13 protein-coding genes and 1 pseudogene are annotated in these 15,827 nt (G+C 36.9%); 7 read left to right on the top strand and 7 right to left on the bottom strand.

Annotated features, from left to right (window positions below):
• The 5 genes from AACZ88_RS21095 to AACZ88_RS21075 are packed head-to-tail and all read right to left on the bottom strand — an operon-like array spanning position 1 to position 8,711.
• Positions 1 to 2,130, bottom strand: a complete 2,130-nt coding sequence (locus AACZ88_RS21095; RefSeq protein ID WP_225604099.1) for an AAA family ATPase — start codon at positions 2,128 to 2,130, stop codon at positions 1 to 3.
• A 6-nt stretch (positions 2,131 to 2,136) separates the two neighbouring features.
• Positions 2,137 to 3,288 carry a Wadjet anti-phage system protein JetD domain-containing protein gene (locus tag AACZ88_RS21090; protein WP_225604100.1) on the bottom strand — a complete coding sequence of 384 codons (1,152 nt, stop codon included), beginning with the start codon at positions 3,286 to 3,288 and terminating at the stop codon, positions 2,137 to 2,139.
• Positions 3,285 to 6,686 (bottom strand): ATP-binding protein, encoded by a 3,402-nt coding sequence (locus AACZ88_RS21085; RefSeq protein WP_339714913.1) that lies wholly within the window; start codon positions 6,684 to 6,686, stop codon positions 3,285 to 3,287. The genes AACZ88_RS21090 and AACZ88_RS21085 overlap by 4 nt, the downstream gene beginning before the upstream one ends.
• Positions 6,664 to 7,248: a DUF4194 domain-containing protein gene (locus AACZ88_RS21080; RefSeq protein ID WP_225604102.1), complete on the bottom strand. Its 585-nt coding sequence runs from the start codon at positions 7,246 to 7,248 to the stop codon at positions 6,664 to 6,666. Before AACZ88_RS21080 ends, AACZ88_RS21085 begins: the two co-directional genes overlap by 23 nt.
• Complete coding sequence (locus tag AACZ88_RS21075; RefSeq protein ID WP_225604103.1) at positions 7,245 to 8,711, bottom strand: DUF3375 domain-containing protein; 1,467 nt, start codon at positions 8,709 to 8,711, stop codon at positions 7,245 to 7,247. The genes AACZ88_RS21080 and AACZ88_RS21075 overlap by 4 nt, the downstream gene beginning before the upstream one ends.
• 213 nt (positions 8,712 to 8,924) lie before the next feature.
• Between AACZ88_RS21075 and AACZ88_RS21070 the strand changes: the two genes are divergently transcribed.
• Positions 8,925 to 9,689: a type IV toxin-antitoxin system AbiEi family antitoxin gene (locus AACZ88_RS21070; RefSeq protein WP_225604104.1), complete on the top strand. Its 765-nt coding sequence runs from the start codon at positions 8,925 to 8,927 to the stop codon at positions 9,687 to 9,689.
• Positions 9,682 to 10,575, top strand: coding sequence for a nucleotidyl transferase AbiEii/AbiGii toxin family protein (locus AACZ88_RS21065; RefSeq protein ID WP_225604105.1), 894 nt, complete (start codon positions 9,682 to 9,684; stop codon positions 10,573 to 10,575). Before AACZ88_RS21070 ends, AACZ88_RS21065 begins: the two co-directional genes overlap by 8 nt.
• A gap of 119 nt (positions 10,576 to 10,694) precedes the next feature.
• Here AACZ88_RS21065 and AACZ88_RS21060 read toward each other — a convergent pair whose 3' ends face one another.
• Positions 10,695 to 10,871 carry a hypothetical protein gene (locus AACZ88_RS21060; protein WP_339714901.1) on the bottom strand — a complete coding sequence of 59 codons (177 nt, stop codon included), beginning with the start codon at positions 10,869 to 10,871 and terminating at the stop codon, positions 10,695 to 10,697.
• 151 nt (positions 10,872 to 11,022) lie between these two features.
• Between AACZ88_RS21060 and AACZ88_RS21055 the strand changes: the two genes are divergently transcribed.
• Positions 11,023 to 12,276, top strand: coding sequence for a site-specific integrase (locus AACZ88_RS21055; RefSeq protein WP_339714898.1), 1,254 nt, complete (start codon positions 11,023 to 11,025; stop codon positions 12,274 to 12,276).
• Between the two features lie 346 nt (positions 12,277 to 12,622).
• On the opposite strand, the gene AACZ88_RS21050 is transcribed toward AACZ88_RS21055, so the two are convergent.
• Positions 12,623 to 13,135, bottom strand: coding sequence for an NAD(P)H-dependent oxidoreductase (locus tag AACZ88_RS21050; protein ID WP_208630734.1), 513 nt, complete (start codon positions 13,133 to 13,135; stop codon positions 12,623 to 12,625).
• Positions 13,136 to 13,400: 265 nt separating this feature from the next.
• Between AACZ88_RS21050 and AACZ88_RS21045 the strand changes: the two genes are divergently transcribed.
• From AACZ88_RS21045 to AACZ88_RS21030, 4 genes and pseudogenes are all read left to right on the top strand, one after another.
• The gene (locus AACZ88_RS21045) at positions 13,401 to 13,889 is read left to right on the top strand and encodes a transposase (protein WP_339714891.1); all 489 of its coding nucleotides are present in this window, start codon (positions 13,401 to 13,403) and stop codon (positions 13,887 to 13,889) included.
• Positions 13,838 to 14,125 (top strand): transposase, encoded by a 288-nt coding sequence (locus AACZ88_RS21040; protein WP_239986604.1) that lies wholly within the window; start codon positions 13,838 to 13,840, stop codon positions 14,123 to 14,125. The genes AACZ88_RS21045 and AACZ88_RS21040 overlap by 52 nt, the downstream gene beginning before the upstream one ends.
• Positions 14,023 to 15,018 (top strand): IS3 family transposase, encoded by a 996-nt coding sequence (locus AACZ88_RS21035; RefSeq protein WP_244178407.1) that lies wholly within the window; start codon positions 14,023 to 14,025, stop codon positions 15,016 to 15,018. The genes AACZ88_RS21040 and AACZ88_RS21035 overlap by 103 nt, the downstream gene beginning before the upstream one ends.
• Positions 15,019 to 15,055: 37 nt before the next feature.
• Positions 15,056 to 15,790 (top strand): annotated as a pseudogene (locus AACZ88_RS21030) (IS3 family transposase); the annotation flags it as partial.
• Positions 15,791 to 15,827: the final 37 nt, after the last annotated feature.

The raw sequence follows: 15,827 nt of genomic DNA, 5'->3' as shown, positions 1-15,827 counted from the left end.
TTACAATAGTCTTAAAAAATCCAAACCTCTATCATCCAGAACTAAGGCCTCAAATTCATCTAGAATTTCTGGAAGCTCTATCTCATTATTTCGATAACGTCTCAAATTGATTTCTAAATCATTAAAATTAAAACCATTGGCATCTTTTAAATGTGTTTTAATTCTATGATTAAAAATTCCTGCTATAATCTCTCGGTTCATTTTAGGTGTCGCAAAACGTATCGCGTTTAAAATATAGTTTGGGATTTTTGTATTATGGTCAATACTGCTTCCCAACAGAATGGCAAACCATCCTTTACCTTCTTGTTTTGCCATAGTCAATATTCTTTTGCCAACAATGGCCACCTCATCAGATGCTAATTGCTCTTTGGCCAAGTCGATGGTATCTGGGTCAGAATATACCTGCTCAACGATACCTGTCACAACTTCGGGTTGATTCAACATAGCAAAGTCCACCTCAAATGTGTGGTGTGCATAAAAAGCCTCAATCCATCTATTGTCGTTAATATATTCTGCTATTTTTTCTTGCCGTTCTTTACCTTTCTTCTCAGAGTTGTAACACTTGGTTTTGTATTTTTTTATCGCATCGGAATCCCCATCTTGAATGGCAACATCTGCAATCGATGTATCCAAATCTGTTAGGATAGCGCAATTACGTTGTATTCTGTCGTCGTGAAAAATATCAGCTATATTCTCGAAACCTGTACTTCTGATATTTATGATGCTCACGCCAATCTCATCCAAACTAAATCCAAGGACTTTTTTTATCAACGATGGTATTAAAATTTCTTCGGCATCGCCTTCAACCAAAATGACACCTTTGGCAAATAGTAGGTTTGTCCGTATGGCGTCTAGGTAGCGTTCCAACTTAATAATTCTTGGTTCATCTAGACCATTTGCAGGTTGGTAGGCAACGGCATAATTTTCTTTTTTACTGAGCACATTGATGTTTGATAGATTGCTTACCTCTGAAATCTGAGTGGAATGTGTCGAATAGATTATTTGTGTATCTCCATAGTTCAGTTTATCAAACAGCGATTTTTGAATATGAGTATGGATATGCGCTTCGGGTTCTTCTATTAACAAAAAGTTCGCAAAGGTTTCATTGGCCTTTTGATACTTGAATTCCAATAGCTTTAAAGTCAAATAAATGAGGTTGGCGCCACCAAGACTCAACTCGTGGATACCACCTTCGTAATCTTCACCGGGTTCCCCGATAAACAGTTTTAAAGATTGCAGAAGTTTGTTGGCTTCATCCGATAAACTCGATTTAATACTAAGCGAAGAAGGTGAGTAGGTTTCACCTACAGTTTCCTTAATCGTTTGGGAAATATTGTCAGTAACATCCAAGACATCTTGCAACTGCTCAATTGATTCATTTAATTCAGATACTTGATTTGAAATGTTTGCATATTCATCTTCATCAATATCCTCACTTTTGGCTTTCAATAAAGTCAAAAGTGGGTTCGTCCTGTTGTTATGAAAGTCTGAAACCACATCTCTTAATGCTTTAATAAACGTAAAGGAAACCTCTCTCGAAATTGATAGTTGATGTGGTATCAAGATACCTATTTTGGATGTGTCATCTGGAAAAGGAAACTTTACATTTTCAAAATCGCCAACAATATCCTTGTAGACATTCTCGTCATTAAAATCCACCGTACTCTTTCCTGTAAATTTTGTTTCATAATCATCTATGGATAAACTATCTAGGATTGCCTCTAAACCAACTGTATCGCCATCCGCTAATTCTGAAAGTCTTATACGAATATCTGGCTTTGGTCTAAACAGAAGTGTATAGGTTGCCTTGGTCAGAGGTTCTTCAGTCACATCACCCGTGCCATGTACGAACAATGCCTGAATTTCTTCATCGGGCGATAGATTGCTGAACTCAATGCTGATGATTATCCAATGGCCTTTCCAAGCACCCAAATGCCTATTGAAGTCACTTTCATCCAACTTATAAGACATTCGCAATAAGTTATCATCCAAAAGCAAGCGGATGGCTCGAAACAGATTAGTTTTTCCAGACCCATTTTCGCCTATGATAGTATTGATGCCTTCCTTGAACGAAAATTTGGCATTCCTAAAACTTTTGTAATTGACTATGGAAACATTTGATATATACATTGGTTGTTATGTTTGTTCGGTTAATGGTTTTAGCTTTAGTAGAGCATAGTCTATTGGGATTTTTTCTTGTTCCAATCTCCATTTATTTTTAAATAGCATTTGATGCATTTGGTACTCATCTTCAGTCAGATTTGGAAGCGATGCGACTTTCGATTTAGTCTCTAAGTCATCTTCATAATATTTATCAAATGTGGCTTTATCCATCATTAAGCTCTTCGTTTGAGGATAGTGCCCTCTAAAGCCTGAAAGAATTTCAAAGCCTTGGGCATCCAAATCACCCCAATACCAAATTTGGCAGCTTTTTAACCACTCGATATTCTTTAGCGATAGTACTTTAAAGCCTTTACCAAAAATCGACAGGGTACTTTTCATTTCAGGAATAGTGAGTAAATTCATAAGATTTTCTACAATTAAGACTTTTTTTATTGGTAACTCAATTTTCGAAAAATCACTTAGTCTTATCGAAATATCTTCTAACCCTGAAAAATACTGCTGTGTTATTTGGCTATCAAGCAAGCGGAAACGCACCAAAGGTTCGCTGTATTTTAGGTGGAATCGTGTCTCAAAGTGATTGTGTTCGTCAAAATTTAGAGATTGGGCAAGTATTATATCCAACAATTCCCGAAGTAGTGATTTGTTCAGTTCTATAAATTTGGTGTGAACTTTTATTGGAAGTTCCCGAATGTAAAGGTCTGGTTTGGGATTGGATTTAAAATAGCCGACCACTTTTAGGATATCTTGCCAATGTTCTATCATGGCAACCAATTTCAGAGGGTTGGCACAGAGCCAACTTTTGAGCTCTGGATAGAGGCTTAACGTTTCATCCTTTAATCGTTTGAAGGTCTTGACCTCGTTAATCTTTCCCAGATAGCCAACGTAGTCAAGCTCATTTTCGAAGTAAATTCGTTTAGGCAAACTCTGTGAACCTATAAAACGGGTTTTGGTCTTTACACACTCGATAGTGTAGCCGTATTTGTTGTCGTCATTTGAATCGCTTAATAAATCATCCATTTCCTTCCTGTAAACCTCAAGCGACTTTCCTGGCGATTTATTCCCTCTAATTTCCATAGGAAAAAGCTCTTCTTGATTGACCAGAGAGGACAAAAATGAAGCGTATGCTCTAAGTGCTTTTTTCTTTATTTCTGAAGATGATATCAACTGGTCATTAAGTATTTTTCGCTTTCCTTTTGAAACTGCTCGATTGGCATATCGTATAACGAACTCTTTTTGCCATTTTCAATTTCCGTAAAATGCACAAAGGAAATATAAGGTTCAACTATCTCTATATTATCACTTGGGGTCACTACCAACACCTGTAAGTGAAGTTGTTCGCATAACTTCAACAAATATTCTGATTTGTCTTGGTCCTGAGCCTTGAATGCTTCATCAATGGCCACGAACCTAAATGAATTGGCTTCTAACCCCTGCGAAGTCAGATTGAATTGGTAGGCAATCGCCGCACCCAAGATGGTATAGGTAAGTTGGGCTTTTTGACCACCAGACCTATGGCTCATACTTTCAAATGTGGCAATTTTCTGGTCGTCTTCCCTAACAAATTCTTCTGCTCTATATTGAAACCAATACCTAACATCAAGAGCCTGTTTACGCCACTTTTCATTATCGAGTTGTTCGATTAAAGGTGCTATGTAGCTTTCAAAATGAATTCTTTTAGATTCGGTAGTTGTTATTTGCGCAACGTCAGGTAAGGCTTCGTGAAGCAGTTTTCTGAAATCGTCAGCTTGCTCGGACAGAGCCATTCGCTCTGACAATTGAATGTATGTGCTTCTAGGTGCAACTTCAAAGTCTATGGCTTGTAAGGACGCATTAAGGGTCTTTATGGTATTCTTGATTTCTTCAATCCATTTTTCAAAGAAAAAATTAAAAGCACCTACCTTATCGATAATAGTATCCTCTAAGTAGGTATCAAACTTGGCCTGAAAGCTTGGCAAATCATCTTCTTTGAGTTTTTTGTAAAGGTCTTGGTATTGGTAAAGATGGTCAAGATTGCTCGTCAGTTCGCTAACATCTGAGCCCCAATCAGGAAATCGTTCAAGGGTATCCATATCTGGGTTCTTGAATTTTGATATTCTCGGTGTAAGCTTATCTCTGGTCTTATAAATTGATTCTTCAACCTTCTTTAAATTACTCTGGTTATCCTCTTGAAATGTTGACCGTACCTGCTTGAAATTCTGATAGGACAAATTGCTCAACAATGGATTTTCGGCATCAAAATCTGATATATCAATATTGTTCTCAGATAGTATTTTGAGTTGAGATTCAAAGGTTTTAAGTTCCCCTTGAATTTCACCCAATATCCTATTGATATTGAATATCCTTTCAGATTTGGGTTTCTTTTCCGCCTTATTTTCAGCAATCTTGTCTTCCAGACTTTTTTTCCGCTTTCTTAAAGTTTTGGCGGTATCGTTTCCCTCTTCCAGTTCTTTGATTATGTCGTTCAACTCTTGTATTTCCAGCGCATACTTCTTCCAATTTATAAGGTCGTAATCCTCAAAACTCGTTAAAAATGTATTGTAATTTTTATTCAAATCTGCGAGTGTACTTATACCAGCATCTAGTTGTTTTTTGTCTTCTAAAAGTTTGTCGCCATTTTCCCGAAGTTTAGTGTAGTTATCCTTTAGTGCATTTATCTTGACCTTGTTATCCCATCCCAAAACATAGTTATTTCTAGAATTAATTTTAGCTCTATCATCTTTCTCGTGGTTTCCCTTCCCTCTTTTGATAAGCCCGTTGATGGTAATTGCTTTTTCAGCTTTCGCGAAAGTGTTCAAGTCCTCAACGCACAGATAATTGTAACGCGATACTATATTGTCTTCGATGAAGTCTGAATAGGGAGAATCTTTCTTAAATTCCAATTTACCGATCAATTTATCATCATCTTGGAATGGTGTGTTGAAACCACTCAACAAGGAATCGGTATGGCGCAGATATGTGATTTTACCACGTAAATTCGTGTCGTTTACATAGGTATTTACTTTTTTGTAATATTTCTCGGGAACAATCAATCGAAGGGCAAATGAATGTAGCACCTTTTCAATAGAAGATTGCCATTTTAATTGCTCGTCTTTCACCATAATGAGTTCACCAACAAAAGGAATTTCCTTTTTTGAAGCACCAGTTACAGTTAAGATGTCTTCCCTAATGGATGCCACTCGGCCAGAAATGTTGTTATCGTTTTTACGAAGCGTTTCTATCGTATCAACAATTGAGTCAATTGCCTTTTTGTTTTCTGCTATGTTAATTTCAACAGCTGTTTTTCCTTCGATTTTTTGAGTTCGTTCATCATCTGTTTCTTTAGCTCTTTTGATAGCATTGTTTCTGTTTTCATCAAAATCACTTTCTGTCGGGTTTTCTTCGAGGGTTAATTTTCTAGCGAAAGCATTGTACAAATCCAGCCTGGTTTGCCGTTGCGACTTTTTGACTTCCAATTCTTTTACATTCTTGGTAAGCTTATCGATTTGGGCACTTACTTCATCATTTTTTATTTGATTATTTACCTCGTTCAAATCTTCACTAAGCGTTTCTTCCTGGGCATCAAGTTCCTTTAATTGAGTCTCAACTTTTTCCTTTTCGCCTTCCAAATTCTCTTTCTCGGTATCAAAAAGCTCTTTTCCTTTTTTGGAAAACCATAGTACTGCAAGATCTCTGGAATGGATTAGTTTTTCCTTTCTGCTAGTTTTTTCTTTAAGCTTTTCAGCTAGATTATTGATGGGCTCAAGCTGATTGAGTTGCTCTTGCGTTTTATCGATTTTGTTTTTGGCGCTACTAAGAGTTACGAAACTATTTCGAAGTTCAACATAAGTTGCTTCAGGCTTTTTATCCTCAAGCATATTAATCCTGATAAAGCCATCCAAATCCTCTAATACCTTAATACCAACAGTTTGATTAAAGAGCTTCAGAGCCTTTAATGATTTCATCCCCAATACAGCTATCAAACGCTTTGCATAACGAGTAGGGTAATCGTCAAAAAATTCAACTCTTTTTTTCTGGGTATTGCTATTGAACTCTTGCTCTAACCGATGTTTCCAAAGGTTTTTGTCATCAAATTTTGGAAAGTGATTCTCAATGGTCAAGGGTATGTGGGCTATACCATAACTACGTCTCATCTCGTTGCCTGAGAACCATCTTAATTGAAAGAGGGTTACCGTTTTTTGGTCTTCGTTCCCAAAGGAAGCCAATAATATAGAATAAGTGTCTTTATTCCGTAGCCGTTGGGCTGTTGCGCTACTGGCACCTTCTTTCAATATTGTACCATACGCACCCAATACATAGCTTTCCTCGGTACGGTCGCCTTTCTTCTCTGAGCCTGATGACTGATTGTAAAACCTGTCCTTTTTCTGTGGTACCAAAAGAGTCAATAGCGCATCTATAAAAGTTGTCTTACCGGAACCGTTGGCACCTGTAAGTAGTGAATTATTTCCTTTAGGCTCAATCCTTATAATTTCGTCATCAAATGTTCCCCAATTATAGACCTCAAGATAGTTGAGCCTAAATCCAGAGGTATCTGACCGTGTACTAAATAGACTCAACATATTCATTCAATTTGTTTTTAAATTCTTCTAGTGCATCTATGTTCACTTTTTCTTTAATGATTTTATGGATTCGGTATCGGGTATTGGGGTCATCGGAATCCACTCTTTTTATGTACCCCAGTTTTTCTATCCGCTTGATGTAATCTTCAAGCTTCTTTAAATAGCCAACCTTATCGTATTTTTCGGGAAGAAAAAGTTCTATCTGGTTGATTAATTCCTCATTATCAATAAATTTTTCCGACCCGGTGAAATCCAATGGGTTTGTTTCAAAATCTTCCAAAATCTGTCGTAATACCACCAAGAGTACAGAGGTTTCAAAACCTAGTTGTTTTCGTGAGACCAATCCTATGGTATTGTCATCATCATCAATGGGAAATTGTTTTAAAAAAGCATAGCCATCATTTTCCTTAATGATGAGCTCTAACCCTATTACATTAACATATTCTTGAATGGGTTTTCTATACAACAGCACGTCGTCCCAAACCTTGTCGTCACTATTTATCGTGCCCTTTAACAATCGTACAATTGCCAAGGAATATTCTTTTAGATTGGAACTCAAACTGTTCATTTTGTGATTATTATTTCTGGAATTCTTATTATTTTATTCGCTGTACCATCGAACAGGATTTGTGTTTCTTTATCACTATTGAAGGTATGCTTGAAGTTTTTCAGAATGCTGAAATATCCAAACACTTCGGGCAGTCCTTGGGTAACGCCACCATTGTCATCAATAATTTCGGCCAAAGAAGCCTGTCCTTTCTCTTCAAGGGTTCGAAGGATATTCGCATTCAAAACCTTTTTACTAATTTTTCGTTTTGCAGCTATTTTCTCAAACTGCGAAGATTGTTCAATGTCTTTCGGGACGACCAGCGGTCGTTGGCTGTATGTTCTATCTTTCTTCTTTTCTAGCGTGAGCTTCTTATCAAAATCCAGATTGATTTCCGGTTCATTTTCTAGTTCTATGGATATATCTGGTGATTTTGAAACCCTACTGGTTTGTATTAACAGGTTCTTTATTTCCGCCAAAAGTCTTTTGAGGCTTTCTCTTTGTAAAGAGTCGCTCTCCCTAATGATTTGACTGATTTTTTCAGCCATTTTATCATTTGCCCTATAGACGTGCTGGCCAGTCTCAAAAAGATTGTTTTTTATACCTATGAGAAAGTCATCATCGACCTCGATTTCCTTTTCCTTTAGCTTGCTTAACAATTCATCTATTAAACTGTTCCACTCGGTTTTTAGGCCTCTGTCTATGAGGAATTGCCAAAACGCATAGAAACTTTTTCCCTGATGGCTTTTTTTGAGCTTGTCAATGGCATCAAATGTAAATGACAGTACTTCTTTTTTGGACAGGTCTGAATCGGTATGCTTAAGATAAATTTCTTTTGAAATTTCTTTGAAGTTGATTTCAACTTCTTTGAAATCTGAAAGTAATTCTTTTGCAGTATCATTGATATTCTGAAACCTTGGAATAATTTCATATTCCTGATAGGTATCTACCTTACCGCTAATTTTTAACTCGTTGATTTCATTCTCAAGTTCACGCTTTTTCACTTCAAGGATTTCGATACGTTTTTCAACATCGTCATTGGTCCATTCAACAAGTTCTTTGAGCTGATTAAAGACTTCCTTGAATTTTGATTCGGTTCCTACAAACTCTTTTTTCTTAAGACTTTCCAACCAAATAAGGGTTTTAGTGGTGTGATTGGTAAGCTGATAATGCGGTGTGCCACTCTCATTTCTAAAACTGGTCAAGAAACCCAGTTGTGTCCATCGTTTAATGAGTTTTTTGGCTTTTACCTCATACGTATCTGCAAATTGAAGGTCGTTTTCCTCATCTTCTTCCAGTTCAATACTTTCAAGGTGGTCTGCAAGTTTGGTATGAATAAAATCGTAAGAATGGCTTTTGCCGGTATCTGGGAAAGTCGATAGTAGAAACAGCAGTATTAATTCCCGATTTCGGGATTTTAAAATCTTGACACTAGGTGCGTGTTCAAGAATTCTTTTTATTTCTTCTAACTCAAAAGTTCTCAAAATAGGTAAAGCACTTTCAAATTATCCAAAAAATAAAATTAATTGTGCCGAATAATGGTTGTGTTAAAGTTGGTTTAAATATAGCTGAATTTTGTTGAATATTAAAGTTTATAAAAATATAAAATCACAAACTAATAGTTTGTATATTTGAAAAAAAATAAACTACGATAACTTTGTGTGGTTTAAAAAAAGTTAAAAACAGAAACTATTAGTTTGGAAAAAGAACAAAAAATAAACCACCTTCTTAATTTACAGCCTCCGGGAGTTGTCTATTTAAGCTCATGGTTAACGGAAAATGGGTTCTCCACACAATTGCTTAATCGATATAAAAAGAGCAATTGGATATATTCCGTAGGTCCTGGAGCTTGGATGAGAGTGGGTGATATGCCTACTTATCAGGGAGCATTGTTTGCATTGCAAGAACAAGCTGACCTGAATATACATCCAGGAGGTAAAACAGCCTTATCCTTAATAGGAAAGGCCCATTATTTGGAGCTATCCACAAAACAAGTAACGTTATTCGGGGGTAGCGAAGAAAAATTGCCCGCTTGGTTTTCAAAATACGATTGGGAGGTAAAAGTAAATTACTTTAGTTCCTCCTTTCTTCCACCCAATATAGGGATGCAAGCTATAGAACAGGGAGCTTTTAATTTGTTGGTGTCCAACCCGGCGAGGGCTTTGATGGAATGCCTCTACCTAACGCCAAAAAAACAAGAATTGGTCGAGTGTTATGAAATCATGGAGGGGTTAAACAACCTTAGGCCAAACCAGGTACGTGAACTTTTGGAGGCATGCAATTCAATAAAGGTAAAACGATTATTCCTATACATGGCAGAAAAAGCCGGACACGATTGGTTTAAATATATGAGTTTGGAAAATATAGATCTTGGAAAAGGAAAGCGCTCCTTGGTAAAGGATGGTGTTTATATATCCAAATATCAAATTACTGTCCCTAAAGCATTGGAGAATTATGAGTAACTATAAGCAACAGGTTTCCCTATTGTTACAAGTGTTGCCGGAAGTGGCAAAAGAACCAGTTTTCGCATTGCATGGAGGTACGGCCATCAATCTGTTTGTACGGGATATGCCCAGATTATCTGTGGACATCGATTTGACCTACATTCCCATTGAGGACAGAAAGACATCTTTTAAGAACATTATTGAAAGTCTTGGCCAGATAAAAACTAAACTCGAAAAAATTCTGCTGGAAGCTACAATTACCCTTAAAGAGGAAACATTGAAGCTTCAAATCACGACCGTAAACGCACAGATAAAATTGGAAGTGAACCAAATCAACAGAGGAATTATGGATGATACAGTAACGCTACCACTATGCGAAAAGACCCAAGAGGAATTTGATGCTTTTTGTGCCATACCTGTGGTTCCTTTAGGTCAGTTGTATGGTGGAAAAATCTGTGCTGCATTGGACCGTCAGCATCCTAGGGATTTGTTCGATGTAAAATATCTGTTGGAAAATGAAGGATTTACCGAAGAAATCAAAAAAGGTTTCATATTGTTCCTTTTGTGCAGTAATCGCCCCCTTCACGAAATGTTGCATCCCAATTTTATCGACCAAAGAGAAACCTTGGTCAATCAATTTGAAGGTATGAGTGAGGAACCCTTTACCTATGAAGATTTTGAAAAGACCAGAGGGGAATTGATAAAAACAATCCATCAAAATCTAACAGACAAAGACAAGGAGTTCTTATTGAGTTTTGGAGAAGGAACACCCAATTGGGATATTTATGATTTTGAACGGTTTCCTGCCGTCCAATGGAAACTACAGAACCTTACAAAACTAAAAAATGGCAATCCAGAGAAGCATGAAAGTTTTGTTGCTTCACTGAAGAAAGTATTGTATTGATTATAATATATAAAGTACATGGGTTATTATAAAATTTTGTTACTAAATGGGTTGATTTAATATTTAACAAATTTTATATTTGTAGGGTCAGAAAGTAAAGCAATTTACTTTGAGTTCATTTAAGTATCGTCAACAAATCGGATAACAGTTGTTTCTTGAAAGCTGTAACTGATTGATATATAAAGCATTGTGTAGTAGGGTTCAAACTCTGCCACCCCGACAATTACGGTGTCAATAGACACCAAAACATAGCTAATCTTATGAAAATCAGGGATTTTCATTTTTCTTGAAATCATAAGATTGGCTTTATTATCAAATCAAAGGTTACCTATTCGGTTACCTGATTTATTACCAGAATTTTCACTACATTGGTAATTCAATAAATTTGACTTTCGCAACGATTTGACTTTCGTAAACAAATCGATTATTCACTTAAAGCGAGAGTTTATGCAGACTTCCAAGACTTTTACTATTCATTTTTGGCTGAGTATGGCCAAGAAAAAAGATGATTTGGCACCCATTTATGCCCGTATTACGGTCGATGGAAAACGTGCCGAGATCAGTTTAAAACGATCTACTTCGGTTACCTATTGGGATACCCGTTCCAAGAGGGCAAATTCGAGAACTTCCGAGGGGAAAGACCTCAACGTCTATTTAGACCAAGTTTACTCCGATTTACTGGAATGCCACAAACAGCTTCTGGGCGAATCCAAATACGTTACCGCCCAAGCCATCAAAGCGAGGTATCTCGGCGAAGATGAACAGCACAAAACGCTGCTTCAACTGGTTTCCTATCACAACAAGAATATGGTTTCGGTACTAAAGCCCGGCACGTTGAAAAATTATTTCACTACGGAGCGCTATATCAAACGGTATTTGAAGAACAAACTAAAGACCAATGATATCTTCCTCAAACAATTATCCTATAGATTCATCATTGACTTTGAACAGTTCCTCCGCACCGGTAAATCCATAAATCGCTCTCAACCTCTAAAAAATAACGGGGTTATGAAACATTTGGAGAGGTTGAAAAAGATGATGAATCTCGCCCTTCGATTAGAATGGATCGAGAAAGACCCATTTGTACGGTTCTCGCTAAAGTTCACAAAACATCAAAGGGCATTTTTATCCCAATCCGAACTTGAAGTTTTGCAATCCGGTCAGCTTTCAAAAGAGATGCACCGAAAAACGAGGGATGTATTTGTTTTTGCCTGTTATACGGGATTATCCTATATCGATGTAAAATTGCTTTGCTATGATCATATTGTAAGGGGCATCGATGGGGATTATTGGATATTTACAAAAAGGGAAAAGAACGATGAAGCAGTAAAAATTCCCCTATTGGATAAAGCACTTGATATTATAAAAAAGTATGACCAAGATGCCGAAAATAAACAGGAACAACTGCTTCCGGTATTTTCCAATCAAAAAGTCAATAAATATTTGAAGGAAATAGCGGTAATCCTAAAAATCAATAAAAAGCTTACGTTTCACGCTGCCAGACATACCTTTGCAACTACCGTTACACTCTCCAATGGAGTACCCATTGAGACAGTTTCAAAACTACTTGGTCATACGAAACTTTCTACAACGCAAATCTATGCCAGGGTCATCGAGCAAAAGGTATCTTCGGATATGCGTTCGTTGCGCAGTAAACTAAACACCAATGACAAGGCCGGAACAAGGGCACATTATCAATAATTAGATTTGGAAAACACCTTTTAGGTTCTAATCCAGTCGGCATTCTTATTTTTCTTAATGTCATTAAAGGTTTATCCAGTACCTTAAACTGGATTTTTTATTGTTAAATATTGGATTTATTGAAAAGCCTTATCATTGATGATGCGAAAGTAGCATTGCCTATATCGATTTTTATTTGGATACGTCCCTGCGAGAGACTTGGGCGTGAGATTTTCCTTTGTCTCCCTTATTTTATTCAATTAATTTTATTTTTTGATAAATTTTTTGTTTGGACCTTTCGAAAATTTCCCATCCAAACTCCTCATTGTCAAGCGAGATTATTGTGATGTCTTTTACTCCAATCATCTCAAAAATAAATTTCAAATAAGTGGTTTGAAAAATTCATATGAGCATTATTTTCATTTTCACCGTAACCGGTATCTCCCCTACTTGATAATATAAACAGTTTTTTATTGTTGAACAGACCTACATAATCTCCATCCGGTTCTCCAGAACGAAATTTCCAAGTTTCATTGATTCGCATAATTTGATCAATGTAAGATTTTAATCCGCTTGGGATCGACCAATTGTACATTGGCGTTCCAATAACATACGTATTATTCTCCATTAATTCTGTCACTAATTCATTGCTGAATTTTACACCAGATTGATTTTGCTTGGTTCTGTCCTGTGGTTTTATAAATGCACTCGCAATCCACTTTTTGTCAATGGTTGGAATTTGGATTAAACCAACTTCCCTATGTGTGAATTTGTCCTGTGGATTTCTATTTTTCCAGTTTTCAACAAAAATTTGGGTCAATTTTCTGCTGTAGGATTTCTCATCTCTGACACTAGCATTGATAATTAAAACTTTGTTCATATTTTTAACTTTTAAATTATGAAGCAAAATTCATCAATAATAAAATGTAAAAAATTGACCTAGTTCAATCCAATTAAGTTTTTTTACGGATTCTACTCAAAAATTCAGCGGAAATACCAAGGTACGAAGCAATTAAATATTGAGGTATTCTTCTCGCTATTTCAGGATAATTTTCTAAGAAATCGAAGTAGCGTTTCTCCGCGTCGTATACATTTTGCTCAAGCCTATACCTTGTTAAAAATAGTGTTTTTGCTTAACTTTAGTTATGCAGGGAAAAAAGGATTATCAAGAAAAGCCGTTCTCCCATTTTCAGTTGAGCGAACGTATACCTAAGAACAATTTCTACAGGCGTTTAAAAGGAGTATTAAATTTAAATTTTCTTTATAAGCAGACCAAGGATTACTATTTTGAAAGTGGTCAAAAGAGTATTGATCTGGTAGTGTTCTTTAAGCTTTGTTTAGTTGGTTATCTAGAGAACTTAATTAGTGACCTTAAGCTCATCGCGCATTGTTCAATGCGGTTGGATATTTTTTATTTCATAAGATATGATATTGATGAGGAACTGCCTTGGCATTGCACTATAAATAGAACGCGCCAACTATTCTCTGAGTCCGTATTTGAAGAAGTATTCACTATGGACTTACTATATTTAACCGGACATAGAGTTAAGAGCGTTTTAGTTATTAAAATTAACTTTGAAAAATGTCAAGAGAAAAAAGAAATTACACTGCAGAGTTTAAGGAAAAAGCTGTAGAACTTAGTTACGCACGTGGTAGCGTTGTCGAGATTTGCAGGGAACTGGATATCCCTACATCTGTATTGAGCCGTTGGCGCAGGGAATCGGATGCCTATGGCAGGAACAGTTTCCCGGGCAAGGGAAACCCCAAATTAACGGACGAGCAACGGGAAATTGCAGAATTGAAGAAGAAGTTAAGGAATGCCGAACTAGAAAGAGATATCTTAAAAAAGGCGATAGCCATCTTCTCCTAGAGCGACAGGAAAAATATAGGTTCATAAAACACCATAAATTTAAATTTCCAGTCGGGAAGATGTGCAAAATGTTCAAGATAAGCAAAAGCGGGTATTACGATTGGTTGGGCAGGGTTCCTTCCAAAAGAGTGATGGAGAACGAGGCCATATCATCTACCATCCGAGATGTTTATGAGGATAGTTTTGGGAGTTACGGGGCACCGAGGATCAAAGCGGAGCTCTGGAAAAGGGGATATTGCATCTCAAGACCTAGGGTAGCTAGGATAATGAGGGCAAATAACCTGTTTGCCAAAAGAAAGCGTAAATTTCAAACTACGACCCACAGCAAGCACAACTATCCAGTTGCACCCAATATATTAGATCAGGATTTTACCGTCTATAGACCGAACCAGGTTTGGGTATCGGATATCACCTATATAAAGACCAAACAAGGCTGGATGTATTTAACAGTAATTATAGATCTGTTCCACCGGAAGGTCGTTGGATGGTCGATGGGCCAAACCTTAAGTACCGGCGACACTATAGTCCCTGCATGGAATATGGCCATTAAATCGAACAATATCACAAAAGAACTTATATTCCATTCCGATAGGGGGTCTCAATACGCCAGTTCCACTTTTACAGATATACTGAAAAGATATAATGGATCGATAAAACAAAGTATGAGCAGAAAAGGTAATTGTTGGGACAATGCAGTAGCTGAGTCGTTCTTTAAGAGCCTAAAGGTAGAATGGGTCTATGAACATAGCTATAACCTAAGGTCAGAAGCCGAACTATCTGTCTTCCAATGGATAGAGACCTGGTATAACAGAAGAAGAATACACTCCTCTTTGGGATATAAGACTATAGAGGAAATTGAAATAGAATTGTATAATCAAAAAATAGCAGCATGACTCTTATCTAATTGTCCACTTTTTTTTTTGCAAGTCCATCCGAGATGTTTATGAGGATAGTTTTGGGAGTTACGGGGCACCGAGGATCAAAGCGGAGCTCTGGAAAAGGGGATATTGCATCTCAAGACCTAGGGTAGCTAGGATAATGAGGGCAAATAACCTGTTTGCCAAAAGAAAGCGTAAATTTCAAACTACGACCCACAGCAAGCACAACTATCCAGTTGCACCCAATATATTAGATCAGGATTTTACCGTCTATAGACCGAACCAGGTTTGGGTATCGGATATCACCTATATAAAGACCAAACAAGGCTGGATGTATTTAACAGTAATTATAGATCTGTTCCACCGGAAGGTCGTTGGATGGTCGATGGGCCAAACCTTAAGTACCGGCGACACTATAGTCCCTGCATGGAATATGGCCATTAAATCGAACAATATCACAAAAGAACTTATATTCCATTCCGATAGGGGGTCTCAATACGCCAGTTCCACTTTTACAGATATACTGAAAAGATATAATGGATCGATAAAACAAAGTATGAGCAGAAAAGGTAATTGTTGGGACAATGCAGTAGCTGAGTCGTTCTTTAAGAGCCTAAAGGTAGAATGGGTCTATGAACATAGCTATAACCTAAGGTCAGAAGCCGAACTATCTGTCTTCCAATGGATAGAGACCTGGTATAACAGAAGAAGAATACACTCCTCTTTGGGATATAAGACTATAGAGGAAATTGAAATAGAATTGTATAATCAAAAAATAGCAGCATGACTCTTATCTAATTGTCCACTTTTTTGTTGCAAGTCCA

This window comes from uncultured Kriegella sp., from assembly GCF_963975415.1.
Taxonomy (GTDB): Bacteria; Bacteroidota; Bacteroidia; order Flavobacteriales; family Flavobacteriaceae; genus Kriegella.
The sequence above is the reverse complement of the archived record's forward strand: the minus strand, read 5'-3'. Positions and strand labels throughout refer to the sequence as shown.

Bases quoted from the DNA above. Each gene is read 5' to 3' on its own strand.
- AACZ88_RS21055 (WP_339714898.1), top strand. From the start codon at position 11,023: ATGCAGACTTCCAAGACTTTTACTATTCATTTTTGGCTGAGTATGGCC.
- AACZ88_RS21050 (WP_208630734.1), bottom strand. From the start codon at position 13,135: ATGAACAAAGTTTTAATTATCAATGCTAGTGTCAGAGATGAGAAATCC.
- AACZ88_RS21045 (WP_339714891.1), top strand. From the start codon at position 13,401: ATGCAGGGAAAAAAGGATTATCAAGAAAAGCCGTTCTCCCATTTTCAG.
- AACZ88_RS21085 (WP_339714913.1), bottom strand. From the start codon at position 6,686: ATGAATATGTTGAGTCTATTTAGTACACGGTCAGATACCTCTGGATTT.
- AACZ88_RS21060 (WP_339714901.1), bottom strand. From the start codon at position 10,871: ATGATTTCAAGAAAAATGAAAATCCCTGATTTTCATAAGATTAGCTAT.
- AACZ88_RS21065 (WP_225604105.1), top strand. From the start codon at position 9,682: ATGAGTAACTATAAGCAACAGGTTTCCCTATTGTTACAAGTGTTGCCG.
- AACZ88_RS21040 (WP_239986604.1), top strand. From the start codon at position 13,838: ATGTCAAGAGAAAAAAGAAATTACACTGCAGAGTTTAAGGAAAAAGCT.
- AACZ88_RS21080 (WP_225604102.1), bottom strand. From the start codon at position 7,248: ATGAACAGTTTGAGTTCCAATCTAAAAGAATATTCCTTGGCAATTGTA.
- AACZ88_RS21095 (WP_225604099.1), bottom strand. From the start codon at position 2,130: ATGTATATATCAAATGTTTCCATAGTCAATTACAAAAGTTTTAGGAAT.